Origin of the sequence: Tenacibaculum sp. SZ-18 (genome assembly GCF_002813915.1) — a bacterium.
GTDB lineage: Bacteria > Bacteroidota > Bacteroidia > Flavobacteriales > Flavobacteriaceae > Polaribacter.
On record NZ_CP019335.1, the window covers coordinates 411,920 to 424,326 of the forward strand.

Annotated in this window: 10 protein-coding genes; 6 read left to right on the top strand and 4 right to left on the bottom strand. The window is 33.2% G+C overall.

The annotated features are described in order from the left end of the window. Positions 1–43: 43 nt before the first annotated feature. Complete coding sequence (locus BTO06_RS01870; RefSeq protein WP_100923698.1) at positions 44–784, bottom strand: electron transfer flavoprotein subunit beta/FixA family protein; 741 nt, start codon at positions 782–784, stop codon at positions 44–46. 192 nt (positions 785–976) lie between these two features. Between BTO06_RS01870 and BTO06_RS01875 the strand changes: the two genes are divergently transcribed. From BTO06_RS01875 to BTO06_RS01890, 4 genes are all read left to right on the top strand, one after another. Then, positions 977–1,957 (top strand): pyruvate dehydrogenase complex E1 component subunit beta, encoded by a 981-nt coding sequence (locus BTO06_RS01875; protein ID WP_100923699.1) that lies wholly within the window; start codon positions 977–979, stop codon positions 1,955–1,957. 80 nt (positions 1,958–2,037) lie between these two features. Beyond that, the gene (locus tag BTO06_RS01880; protein ID WP_100923700.1) at positions 2,038–4,575 is read left to right on the top strand and encodes a DUF5686 family protein; all 2,538 of its coding nucleotides are present in this window, start codon (positions 2,038–2,040) and stop codon (positions 4,573–4,575) included. Between the two features lie 96 nt (positions 4,576–4,671). Next, positions 4,672–5,199: an inorganic diphosphatase gene (locus BTO06_RS01885; RefSeq protein WP_100923701.1), complete on the top strand. Its 528-nt coding sequence runs from the start codon at positions 4,672–4,674 to the stop codon at positions 5,197–5,199. A gap of 110 nt (positions 5,200–5,309) precedes the next feature. Next, complete coding sequence (locus tag BTO06_RS01890; RefSeq protein ID WP_100923702.1) at positions 5,310–7,643, top strand: sodium-translocating pyrophosphatase; 2,334 nt, start codon at positions 5,310–5,312, stop codon at positions 7,641–7,643. Between the two features lie 48 nt (positions 7,644–7,691). Here the strand turns inward: BTO06_RS01890 and BTO06_RS01895 are convergent, their stop codons facing one another. Further along, positions 7,692–8,150, bottom strand: a complete 459-nt coding sequence (locus BTO06_RS01895) for an Lrp/AsnC family transcriptional regulator (RefSeq protein ID WP_100923703.1) — start codon at positions 8,148–8,150, stop codon at positions 7,692–7,694. Between the two features lie 157 nt (positions 8,151–8,307). On the opposite strand from BTO06_RS01895, the gene BTO06_RS01900 reads away from it, so the two are divergent. Further along, complete coding sequence (locus BTO06_RS01900) at positions 8,308–9,525, top strand: aminotransferase class I/II-fold pyridoxal phosphate-dependent enzyme (RefSeq protein ID WP_100923704.1); 1,218 nt, start codon at positions 8,308–8,310, stop codon at positions 9,523–9,525. A gap of 38 nt (positions 9,526–9,563) precedes the next feature. Here BTO06_RS01900 and BTO06_RS01905 read toward each other — a convergent pair whose 3' ends face one another. Continuing rightward, positions 9,564–10,592, bottom strand: a complete 1,029-nt coding sequence (locus tag BTO06_RS01905; RefSeq protein WP_100923705.1) for a metal-dependent hydrolase — start codon at positions 10,590–10,592, stop codon at positions 9,564–9,566. Positions 10,593–10,673: 81 nt separating this feature from the next. Here BTO06_RS01905 and nhaC point away from each other — a divergent pair, with 81 nt between their 5' ends. Beyond that, positions 10,674–12,158 carry a Na+/H+ antiporter NhaC gene (gene nhaC, locus BTO06_RS01910; RefSeq protein WP_100923706.1) on the top strand — a complete coding sequence of 495 codons (1,485 nt, stop codon included), beginning with the start codon at positions 10,674–10,676 and terminating at the stop codon, positions 12,156–12,158. On the opposite strand, the gene BTO06_RS01915 is transcribed toward nhaC, so the two are convergent. Then, positions 12,159–12,404, bottom strand: a complete 246-nt coding sequence (locus BTO06_RS01915; RefSeq protein WP_100923707.1) for a hypothetical protein — start codon at positions 12,402–12,404, stop codon at positions 12,159–12,161. It abuts the gene before it with no gap. Between the last annotated feature and the right edge of the window lie 3 nt (positions 12,405–12,407).

Here is a 12,407-nt window from a genome sequence, read left to right on the forward strand (position 1 = left end):
ATGGAGATAAAAACACATCCACTAAAATGTTTTGATTTTAAATTTAAATTGCTTTTGCTTCGTTATGTAATAAGTTAATTAACTCATCAACATTATCTACTAATTTCACTTCACCTTTTGGTGCTGGTTTTTCAAATGTTTTCGTACTTGTAGATGCAGCTGCTCCAGAAGCCTCTACTACATTTAATGGCTTTTTTCGTGCCATCATAATTCCTCTCATATTAGGGATTCTTAAATCCTTTTCTTCTACAATTCCTTTTTGTCCTGCAACAACTAATGGTAAAGAGGAAGATACTTTTTCTTCGCCACCATCAATTTCTCTTTCTAAAGTTACGTTTGTACCGTCAACTTCAATTCCTACGCAACCGTTTACGAAATTGTATCCTGATAGTGTAGCGAGCATTCCTGGGACCATTTGGCCGTTATAATCGGCAGATTCTTTACCAGCTAATACTAAATCAAAACCACCGTTTTTAACTACTTCAGCTAATTCTTTAGCAACTAAAAAACCATCAGTTGGTTCTACATTTACACGTATTGCATCATCAGCACCAATTGCTAAGGCTTTTCTTAATGTAGGTTCAGTTTCAGCTCCTCCAACATTGACAACGGTTACAGAAGCACCTTGTTTTTCTTTGAACCACATAGCACGTGTTAAACTAAATTCATCGTATGGATTTATTACAAATTGAACACCGTTAGTATCAAACTTGGTGTCGTTTTCAGTAAAATTGATTTTTGAAGTGGTATCAGGTACATGGCTGATACATACTAATATTTTCATATAGGTTTGTTTTAAAAACACTTAATTTCGAGCTACGAATTTAAGCATTTTTTTTGATTTATTATGCATGCATAATAAATTTCTATCAAAAAAAAGACTAAATATATAGGTTTTTAACATTCTGTTAATCGTGTTCAATGTAATTTTTTTACTTTTGCAAATTAAATAAACAACGACTAGAATAAAATACATATGAAAACAGTTCAATTTAGAGAAGCTATTTGCGAAGCAATGAGTGAAGAGATGCGTCGTGATGAAAGTATTTATCTAATGGGAGAAGAAGTTGCTGAATACAACGGCGCTTATAAAGCTAGTAAAGGGATGTTAGATGAGTTTGGGGAAAAACGCGTTATTGATACTCCAATTGCCGAACTTGGTTTTGGTGGTATTGCTGTAGGTTCTGCAATGAATGGAAACAGACCGATTGTTGAATATATGACCTTTAACTTTTCGTTGGTTGGTATTGATCAAATTATTAACAACGCGGCTAAAATTCGTCAAATGAGCGGAGGTCAGTTTAACTGTCCTATCGTATTTAGAGGCCCAACGGCTTCTGCTGGTCAATTAGCGGCAACACACTCACAGGCTTTCGAAAGTTGGTATGCAAATTGTCCTGGTTTAAAAGTAATTGTTCCTTCAAATCCATATGATGCAAAAGGTTTATTAAAAGCTGCGATTAGAGATGATGATCCTGTTATTTTTATGGAGTCTGAGCAAATGTATGGTGATAAAATGGAAATTCCTGAAGGAGAGTATATTTTGCCAATTGGTGTTGCAGATATTAAAAGAGAAGGAACTGATGTAACTGTAGTTTCTTTTGGAAAAATTATTAAAGAAGCTTTTAAAGCGGCAGATGAGTTAGCGAAAGAGGGAATCTCAATAGAGGTTATTGATTTAAGAACTGTTCGCCCAATGGATCATAAAACGATCTTAGAATCAGTTAAGAAAACAAATAGATTAGTGATATTAGAAGAGGCATGGCCGTTTGGAAGTGTTTCTTCGGAAATTACTTTTAGAGTTCAAGACGAAGCATTTGATTATTTAGATGCTCCGATCAAAAGAATTACCACTGCCGATACTCCTGCACCATACTCGCCGGTTTTATTAGAAAAATGGTTGCCGAATGCTAATGATGTTGTTAAAGCAGTAAAAGAAGTAATGTATATTAGTTAAGGTATTGATAATTAGAGAGATGATAATTGTTAAAAATCCTTTTAGTTTTAAACTGAAAGGATTTTTGAAGTAAAACACCTATGAAAGTAAAAATTTCAGCGCTACTCATGTTTATGAGTTTAGTAATTAATGCACAAATTATTTTAAGGGGAACAGTCGTTGATGAGTATGAAAGTCCTTTACCATTTGTTAATGTGATAATAAAAGGTACAACTCAAGGGACTACAACAGATGATGAGGGAAGATTTGCATTTAGAACGAAAAAAAATCGCGGCGTTTTAGAAATTTCGTTCGTAGGTTTCCAAACTCAAACGATCAAAGTCAGTCCTAAAACAAAGTACTTAAATATCGTTTTAAAAGAAGGTACAGATGTTTTAGAGGAGGTAATTGTTGTTACAAAACCTAAGAAACGATTAAAGAAAAAGGAAAATCCTGCCTACCGAATTTTGAAAGAAATTTGGAAAAGAAAAAGGAAAAATGGTGTTGATCTCGTGAACCATTATCAATTCAAAAAGCATAAGACAATTGAAATTGGTTTGAATAATCTTGATACTGCCTTCATCAAAAGTATTTTTAAAGATCAATATCAACAGGCCATAAGTGAGATCCAATACGATAGTGATGGAATTAACTATTATATTCCAATTTACTTGAGTGAGCAAGTATCGAATGTTTATGGAAATAACTCATCGAATAAACTAAGAGAAGACATTGAAGCAGAAAAAGCAGAAGGGTTAGGAGCCCAAGGGTTTGTTTTTGATAGAATGGCAATGACTTTTCAAAATATTGACGTTTTTAGAAATAATATCACTTTATTACGTAAGTCTTTTGTAAGTCCATTGTCAACTGATGGGTTTGCAACTTATGATTATGTGTTATACGATAGTATTGTTAAAAACGACAAGAAACTATACAATATTTACTTTTTCCCCATTAGAGATCAAGACTTAGCATTTAAAGGGAATTTTTGGGTTGCTGATGAGGCGTACACAATTAAGAAACTAAGAATGCAAGTTGTTAAAGGAGCAAATCTAAACTTTGTACGAGGCTTAACTTTTGAAAAAGAGTTTGAGATAAGAAATGATAGTATTTATATTCCAACAAAAAATGCTTACGAAGGAGATTTTACTTTCTTAGATAAAAATGATGCAAACAAAGGTTTAACTATTAAGAAAACAATTAATTATGAAGATTATTTGTTAGATAAGCCTTTACCTGAAAGTTTTTACGATTTTAAGAATGTTAAAATTCGTCCTGATCAATATTACAAGTCGGATGAATATTGGAAGAAAGAAGAGAAAGAGGATTACAAGGATACATATAAGTTAATTACTTCTGTGAAAAGTAAGAAACGTATTAAAAAAATCACAGGATTTATTAATACAATTTCAAGTGGATATATTAATGTGGACGCTTTGAATATTCAATTTGGTCCTTTTTGGACGGCTTTAGCAAATAACGAAGTAGAAGGTTTAAGAACTCGTATTGGATTTAGAACTTTTAAGACAAAAGATGATAGAGTAAGATTATCTGGTCATGTCGCCTATGGAACGAAAGATAAAGAGTTTAAGTATGGTTTGGAGGCAAAGTATTTGTTGTCGTATAGCCCAAGAATATCTGTTAGTGCAGCTTATCAAAAGGATATAGAGCAGTTAGGAAGTTCATTGTTTAATACAACTCAATTGTTAGGAAACACTTTTGGGTCTACAGCGTTATTTTCTAGAGGGAATAACTTTTTCCTATCAAATGTAGAGAAATATGCAACGAATTTCGATTATGCAATTAATAATAACTTAAGAATCGGATTTAATTTATCACATTCGAGAATTAGTTCGGCGAGCCCTGAAAATTTTTCAGTGAGTTACAGAGTTAATCCAGGGGATGTAAATTTTGTTTCTTCTGTAACAGATGTAGCTTCAGATATTTATGTTTCGTTTACTCCAGGTAGATTCGTATATGGTTTAGGAGTTGAGCAACGATATGGAAGAAATATATTTCCATCTATTGTTTTAAATTATCGACACGGATATAAAGGAGTTTTAAATGGAACTCATGATTATGATAGAATTCAACTAAAATACAATCAACCAATTTTACTTGGTAAATTTGGATTATTAGACACCACAGTTGAAGGGGGTAAAACGTTTGGACAGGTTCCAGTTTCTCTTATGAATGTAATTCCTGCAAACCAGTCTTTCTCATTGGTTCCGAATACATTCTCATTATTAAATTTTTATGATTTTGTTACAGATACTTATATTTCTACTCATTTAGAGCATCATTTTAATGGATTTATTTTAAATAGAATTCCCTTCGTTAGGAAATTGAACTTAAGAAGTTTATTGACATTCCGGGCTGCCTACGGAACAGTTTCAAATGCAAATAGAGCTTTAAATGACGGAGTAATAAATAGTGTTGGTACAGAAAATATTCAATACAATGCACCAAACAAGGTGTACTATGAGTATGGATTTGGATTTGAAAATATTGGTTATGGTAATTTAAGATTTCTTAGAGTTGATGCCATTTGGAGAAGTGATTATAGAGCTCCAGCAAATAGTATTGCAGTTCCTACTCCAAAGTTTGCAATCCGAATTGGTATTAAACCAGGACTTTAATGTTTATTTAAACAAAAAATAACATTGAAAGATTACGTAAATACTCGAATTTATCCGTAGTTTTGCAATCCGATTTTTGAAACGAAGTAAAAATTTATGACAGCAAAAGAGAAGCAAACTGTTGATGTATTAATAGAAATACCTAAAGGAAGTAGAAATAAATATGAGTACGATTTTGATTTAAAGAAAATTCGTTTTGATAGAATGTTATTTTCATCAATGATGTACCCTGGAGACTATGGTTTTATTCCAGAAACTCTAGCTTTAGACGGAGATCCTTTAGATGTATTAGTTTTAGGCGCTGAGCCAACTTTCCCAATGTGTGTTATGGAAGTTAAACCTATTGGTGTTTTCCATATGGCAGATGAGAAAGGTCCAGATGAGAAAATTGTATGCGTGCCCGTATCTGATCCAATTTGGAATAGTTACAACGATTTATCAGACTTAAACCCTCACCGAAAAAAAGAAATCACACACTTTTTCCAAGTTTATAAAGATTTAGAAGAAAAGAAAGTTGATGTAGGTGGTTGGGGTAACGCTGAAGAAGCTTATGATATTTTAGATAAGTGTATCATACGATACCGAGAAAGCGAACATAAAGAAAAAGGAAGCTTTAAGATCTAAGGTTTCCATTACGAAATATTAAAGCTCATCATGAAAGTGATGAGCTTTTTTTGTTTAGAATTTGATTTTGTTATATTTAAGGCGATAAACTAATCAATTAATTAAATATTATGGAATCAAACATGGTGTATATGCCAATTATTTTGGCTCTTTTAGGGCTTATTTTTATGTTCATCAAAATGTCTTGGGTTAAAAAGCAAGATGCCGGTGATGAAAAAATGCAGTCAATATCCAAAAGTATTAAGGAAGGAGCGTTAGCATTTTTAAACGCAGAGTACAGACTTCTTTTAATCTTTTCAATTATAGCCTCAATTGCACTATTCGTTATATCTCAAATCGTTGACACTACACACTGGATTATAGTTGTTGCTTTTATAATCGGTGCTATTTTTTCTGCTCTGGCAGGTAATATTGGAATGAGGATAGCTACAGATGCAAATGCAAGAACAACTGAAGCAGCAAAGACAAGTTTGCCAAAAGCTTTACAAGTTTCTTTTGGTGGAGGAACTGTTATGGGATTAGGAGTTGCAGGTTTAGCAGTTTTAGGATTAAGTCTTTTCTTTTTGTTGTTTGTAGCAATGTTTGTTACGGGAAAAGGAAGTTTTTATGATGAAATGACTGTTGCTTTAGAAGCTTTAGCAGGTTTTTCTTTAGGTGCTGAAAGTATCGCTTTATTCGCTAGAGTAGGCGGTGGTATTTATACGAAAGCTGCTGACGTTGGCGCAGATTTAGTCGGAAAAGTAGAGGCAGGAATTCCTGAAGATGATCCAAGAAACCCAGCAACTATTGCTGATAATGTAGGTGATAATGTAGGAGATGTTGCCGGAATGGGAGCTGATTTATTCGGTAGTTATGTTGCAACCGTTTTAGCAGCAATGGTTTTAGGAAACTATTTGATTAGAGATATGTCAGCTACAACTCAGTTTACTGATGCTTTCAATGGAATGGGACCAATCTTATTGCCATTAGTAATCGCTGGTGTTGGAATTGTAGCTTCTATTGTAGGAACATTCTTAGTTAATATTAAAGATAATTCAGCTAAAGAACCAGAGGTTCAAAAAGCTTTAGATCTAGGAAACTGGGCATCAATCGTAATCACATTAGTAGCGAGTTGGTTTTTAATTCGTTGGATGTTACCTGAAACTTTACAAATGAATTATTTCGGGGAGGGATTACAAGAAGTTCCTTCTCGTCATGTATTTTATGCGTGTATGATAGGATTAGCAGTTGGAGCATTAATTTCAACAGTAACGGCTTACTATACAAGTCTAGGTAAAAAACCCGTTTTAGATATTGTAAAGAATAGTTCAACTGGAGCAGCAACTAATATTATTGCTGGATTAGCTGTGGGAATGAAATCAACATTTTTATCTGTTATTTTATTCGCAGCTGCAATCTATGGTTCTTATGCACTTGCTGGATTTTATGGTGTAGCACTAGCAGCTTCTGCAATGATGGCTACAACGGCAATGCAATTAGCAATTGATGCTTTTGGACCAATTGCAGATAATGCAGGTGGAGTTGCAGAAATGAGTGAGTTGGAAGACCACGTTCGTGAAAGAACAGATATTTTAGATTCTGTAGGAAATACAACTGCGGCTGTTGGAAAAGGATTTGCAATCGCTTCTGCGGCACTAACGGCTTTAGCTTTATTTGCTGCATATGTTACATTCACAGGAATTGACGGAATTAATATTTTTAAAGCCGATGTTTTAGCAATGTTATTTGTTGGAGGTATGATTCCAGTAATTTTCTCAGCATTAGCAATGGAATCTGTAGGTAAAGCGGCAATGGAAATGGTACAAGAAGTTCGTCGTCAGTTTAAGGAAATCCCTGGAATTATGGAAGGAACTGGAACTCCGGATTATGCAAAGTGTGTTGATATTTCTACAAAAGCTGCTTTGAAAGAGATGATTTTACCAGGTTTAATTACTATAATTACTCCGATTATTATTGGTTTATTATTTAAAGCAGAAGCGCTTGGAGGTTACATGGCTGGTGTTTGTGTTAGCGGTGTAATGTGGGCTATTTTTCAGAATAACGCTGGTGGAGCTTGGGATAATGCTAAGAAATCATTTGAAGCAGGAGTTGAAATTAATGGAGAGATGACATTCAAAGGTTCTGACGCTCATAAGGCTGCAGTTACTGGAGATACAGTTGGAGATCCATTTAAAGATACCTCTGGACCATCAATGAATATATTAATTAAGTTGACTTGTCTAGTTGGTTTAGTAATTGCACCAATTTTAGGAGGACATTCAGCAAACACTCATTCTGATAAAACTGCGACAGAGGTTAGAGTCGAAATGAAAGAAGCTAGTGGAGATCAAGTAAAGGCGAAAATAGCAGTAAAAATCGCTGAAAACAGCGAAACGAAAACTGAAGTTAAAGAAGTAGAAGGAATTGATGAAGAAGTAAAGAAGGAAATTCAAAAACATGAATAGTTCTTTCTTTTGAATATATATAGCCATTGTGAAAGCAATGGCTTTTTTTTATATGCTTATTTTAGCGGTGTTTTTTACTTCTCCTATCATAAATGAGCTTTGTGTGCTGCCAATATGTTTAATTGTGGTAAGCTTGTTTACCATGAACTCTCTGTATTCTTCCATGTCTTTTACATAGATTTTTAAGACGTAATCATAATCTCCACTAATATGAAAACATTCAGAGACTTCATTTAATTTTAAAATTTCACTTTCAAAAACAGATAAATATTCTCTTGAATGTTGAATTAGTTTTACTTGGCAAAACACAATAAAGGACTTATCTACTTTTTTAGGATCTACTTGAGCTATATATCGTGTAATTACTTCTGCACGTTCTAATTTTTTGATTCGTTCAAAAACTGCAGTAACAGATAAATTTAGTAATAACGATAGATGTTTGTTTGTACGTTTACTATCCTCTTGCAGTAGGTTTATAAGTTTTTTGTCAGTGTTGTCAAGTTTCATCTTGAAAATATTTCTATAAAATTAAAATTATTTCAATAATAAATGAATTTTAAACTGTGTTTATTGTTTTTAAAAGAATAAAAAACTGTATTTGTTTAAAAAACTTGAATTTTATTAGGTTTTTATGTTGCTTTGAGAAAACAAATACTATTTTCTTATGAAGTTCAAACCAGCTAATAAAATTCAAGATTTACAATACTTTGGAGAATTCGGAGGTGTAAATCCTTCTATTTCAGATTCATCAACATATACATTCCTTTCTGCGAAAACAATGTTCGATACTTTCGAGGGAAATGCAGATGGCTGTTATTTATATTCCCGTCATACTTCTCCTTCAAATTTATATTTAGGAGAAGCCTTAGCAGAAATGGAAGGTACAGAAACTGCAAATGTTGCAGGATCTGGAATGGGAGCAATTACTCCAGTATTAATGCAATTATGTGGAGCTGGTGATCATATCGTTTCTAGTAGAACTATTTATGGAGGAACTTATGCTTTTTTGAAGAACTTCACGCCAAAACTAAATATCAACACAACTTTTGTAGATATTACTAAATTAGATGTGGTAGAAAATGCGATTACTGAGAATACAAAAGTATTATACTGTGAGTCTGTTAGTAATCCGTTATTAGAAGTTGCAGATATTCGTGGATTAGCGGCTTTAGCGAAAAAACATAATTTGAAATTAGTGGTGGATAATACGTTTTCACCATTGTCGATTGCGCCAGCACAATTAGGGGCAGATGTTGTTGTGCATAGTTTAACAAAGTTTATCAATGGATCATCAGATACCGTTGGTGGAGTGGTTTGCGGAACGCAGCAATTTATAGACGATTTAAGAAACGTAAATGACGGTGCTTGTATGTTGTTAGGTTCTACTATGGATAGTATAAGAGCGTCTTCAATTTTGAAGAATATGAGAACTTTACATATTCGTATGAAGCAGCATAGTAAAAATGCAATGTATTTGGCTCAAAAATTTGAAGAGGATGGATTAAAGACTGTTTATCCAGGTTTAGCATCACATCCTTCACATGAGTTATTTTCGTCAATGATGAATGAAGAATATGGGTATGGAGGAATGTTGACTATTGATGTCGGTTCATTAGATAAAGCCAATGAGCTTATGGAACTAATGCAGAATAAAAACTTAGGATATTTAGCAGTTAGTTTAGGATTTTATAAAACATTATTCTCTGCTCCAGGTTCGTCAACTTCATCGGAAATACCAGAAGACGAACAAGCTGATATGGGATTAACAGATGGTTTAATTCGTTTTTCAATTGGATTAGATAATGATATTGAGCGAACCTATGAAATGATGAAGGATTGTATGAAACAAGTAGGGGTTTTAAAAGAAGAAAGCTTCGTTTAATTAAAAATAATAATGGTCTAGGTTTACACTTAGACCTTTTATTTTCCTTTCATTCTTTCCCAAATTGACTCGATTAAATCTGCTGGAGAAGCGTCTTTAAAACGGTCAGAGTCATTTTTATACTCCCATCTTTTACCATTTTTATACAAACGAAAACCAAAAACAGAACTACTACTGGCATCATTTTTAATTAATGGATATCGCAAATCGTTATATCTAAATTCTCCATTTGGGAGTGAAGTTAAGTTGTAATAATCATTACTAAACCAAGTTAGTTTCTTCAAATCAAGATCAGACATGTCTAATAGCTCTTGGTTTTTAGGAACTGAAATAAAATCTGTTACATGAGAGTTTTTGTCTAAAATAGAATAATAACCCACTTTATAATCTGTTTTAGTTTCAGCAACTCCATACCAAAGAACATTATTTAAAATTGATGGCTGTACCGTGAAACGATTATAGGTAATTCCTGCGTTTTCAAATGATTTTTCAAAAACGTCATCAACATACAACTTATTGAAAACAGTAAGTACCATATATATAGAGCTTACATAGATTCCAGCTTTTAACCACCATTTACGTTTTGATGTTCCTCTTCGATAAAACATAAGAATTATCAAACTAATTAAAAAAGGTAGTGTATATAATGGATCAGCAACAGCGATATTATTAAATGCTACACGATAGTTGGAAAAGGGTAAGAATAGTTGTGTTCCATAAGGAGTGAAACAATCTAAAATTGGATGGGTTAATATGGACAATAAAAATAACCAAATCCAATCTTTACGTGTTGTTGTGTCTTTTCTTTTACCATTATTGTAGAGCCAATAAGCAATGTATCCAAAGAAAAAAGCTCCAATAACTGCAAAAGGAATAGAATGCATAAAACCTCTGTGAAACATAAGTTGATCAATAGAGTTTGAATAGAAAAAACGTCCAAGAAAAACATCTAGATCTGGAATGGTTCCGCCAATGGCTCCAGATAATAATGCTTTGTTTCCAATCTTTTTTCCAAGAGCAATTTCACCACAGGCAGCCCCTAAAACTATTTGCGTTAATGAATCCATAGAAATACAAAAGTAGCAAACGGTTTTCACTTGCGTAAGTCTTAACAAAATCGTAACATTACAAACCAAAAAAATCGACCAATGCAAGAAACTAACAACGGTTCAGAAATAAAAATACAAGATCAAAAAATTCAGCAAAATAAAAACTTGTCAATTTGGGAAGCTTTAATTCCAGTAATTGCATTAATCGGAATGTTAGCATACAATGTGTATGTTTTCGGAGACGATGCTTTAAGTGGGAGTAATCAATTTGTTTTATTAATTGGTGGAGTAGTAGCAGCAGTTGTTGGTTTCAAAAATAAAGTAAGTTTTCAGTTGATGATGGATGAGGTTGCTGAAAATATTAAATCAACAGCCAGTGCAATTCTTATTTTATTAATGGTCGGAGCTTTAGCAGGAACATGGTTAATCAGTGGAATTATTCCTTCTATGATTTATTATGGATTACAAGTATTGAATCCTACAATATTTTTAGTAGCATGTTTAATAATTTGTGCTGTTATTTCTGTTGCTACAGGTAGCTCTTGGACAACAGCAGCGACGGTTGGTATTGCTTTAATTGGAATTGGGGGTGCATTAGATATTTCTCTCGGAATGACAGCAGGAGCAGTTCTTTCTGGAGCGTATTTTGGAGATAAAATGTCACCAATGTCAGATACTACAAATTTAGCTCCGGCGATGGCAGGTACAGATTTATTTACGCATATTAAATACATGGCGTACACAACAGTTCCAACTTTTATAGTGACGTTCATCTTCTTTTTAATTTTAGGCTTTACTCAGTCGACTAGTGGAGATGCGAATACTGGACAAATGTTAGCAGATATTGATAAAGCATTTAATATTACACCTTGGTTGTTTTTAGTTCCTGTTATAGTAGTAGTTTTAATTATTAAAAAAACTCCACCATTAATAGCGTTGTTGGCAGGAACAATTTTAGGTGGAATTTTTGCGCTTATTTTTCAAACTCAAGTAGTAGCTGAAGTTGCCGGTGTAGAAGAATTAGATTTTAATTCAGCATACAAAGGGGTAATGCAATCTATAACCGTTGATACTTCTGTTGGAACTGACAATGAAGTTTTAAAAGATTTGTTTACTGCAGGTGGAATGAAGAAAATGTTAGGAACAATTTGGTTAATTTTATGTGCAATGGTTTTTGGAGGTATTATGGATGCTATTGGAGCCTTAGCTAAAATTAGTAGTTTTATGTTGAATCTGTTTGATAGTATTTTTGGATTATTCGCAAGTACGGTTTGTACTTGTATCGGATTAAATATAACTGCTTCTGACCAATATTTAGCTTTGGTTGTTCCGGGTAAAATGTATGCGAAAGCATTTAAAGATAAAGGGTTAGCACCAGAAAATTTGAGTAGAACGTTAGAGGATTCAGGAACGGTTACTTCAGTGTTAATTCCTTGGAATACTTGTGGAGCTTATCATTCTGGAGTTTTGGGGGTTCCAGTTGTAGATTATGCTTTTTATGCAATGTTCAACTGGTTAAGTCCATTTATGACTTTAATTTTTGCTGCCTTCAGAATTAAGATTAGACAATTAACAACAAAGTAATTAGTTTTTCGAAAACTTAGAAAATATATGTAATGCCGTGGATGTTAATAGTAATAACCACGGCATTCCGTGTAAAAAGATATCAAACCAATCTATAAGCTTCATAGCTTCATTACCGCTAAATGCGTTTCCGCCAGCAATCCATCGAATTTTTCCTAAAATATGAGGTTCTTTAAAAGGAGCTAAACCTAAGGTTAAACTTACTATTAGAAATAAAGGCCATGATTTTTTAATTGATTCTTTCATTTA

What these genes read in the sequence shown, in the direction of transcription:
- BTO06_RS01870 (WP_100923698.1), bottom strand. Translation starts at nt 784, where the DNA reads ATGAAAATATTAGTATGTATCAGCCATGTACCTGATACCACTTCAAAA.
- BTO06_RS01875 (WP_100923699.1), top strand. Translation starts at nt 977, where the DNA reads ATGAAAACAGTTCAATTTAGAGAAGCTATTTGCGAAGCAATGAGTGAA.
- BTO06_RS01880 (WP_100923700.1), top strand. Translation starts at nt 2,038, where the DNA reads ATGAAAGTAAAAATTTCAGCGCTACTCATGTTTATGAGTTTAGTAATT.
- BTO06_RS01885 (WP_100923701.1), top strand. Translation starts at nt 4,672, where the DNA reads ATGACAGCAAAAGAGAAGCAAACTGTTGATGTATTAATAGAAATACCT.
- BTO06_RS01890 (WP_100923702.1), top strand. Translation starts at nt 5,310, where the DNA reads ATGGAATCAAACATGGTGTATATGCCAATTATTTTGGCTCTTTTAGGG.
- BTO06_RS01895 (WP_100923703.1), bottom strand. Translation starts at nt 8,150, where the DNA reads ATGAAACTTGACAACACTGACAAAAAACTTATAAACCTACTGCAAGAG.
- BTO06_RS01900 (WP_100923704.1), top strand. Translation starts at nt 8,308, where the DNA reads ATGAAGTTCAAACCAGCTAATAAAATTCAAGATTTACAATACTTTGGA.
- BTO06_RS01905 (WP_100923705.1), bottom strand. Translation starts at nt 10,592, where the DNA reads ATGGATTCATTAACGCAAATAGTTTTAGGGGCTGCCTGTGGTGAAATT.
- nhaC (WP_100923706.1), top strand. Translation starts at nt 10,674, where the DNA reads ATGCAAGAAACTAACAACGGTTCAGAAATAAAAATACAAGATCAAAAA.
- BTO06_RS01915 (WP_100923707.1), bottom strand. Translation starts at nt 12,404, where the DNA reads ATGAAAGAATCAATTAAAAAATCATGGCCTTTATTTCTAATAGTAAGT.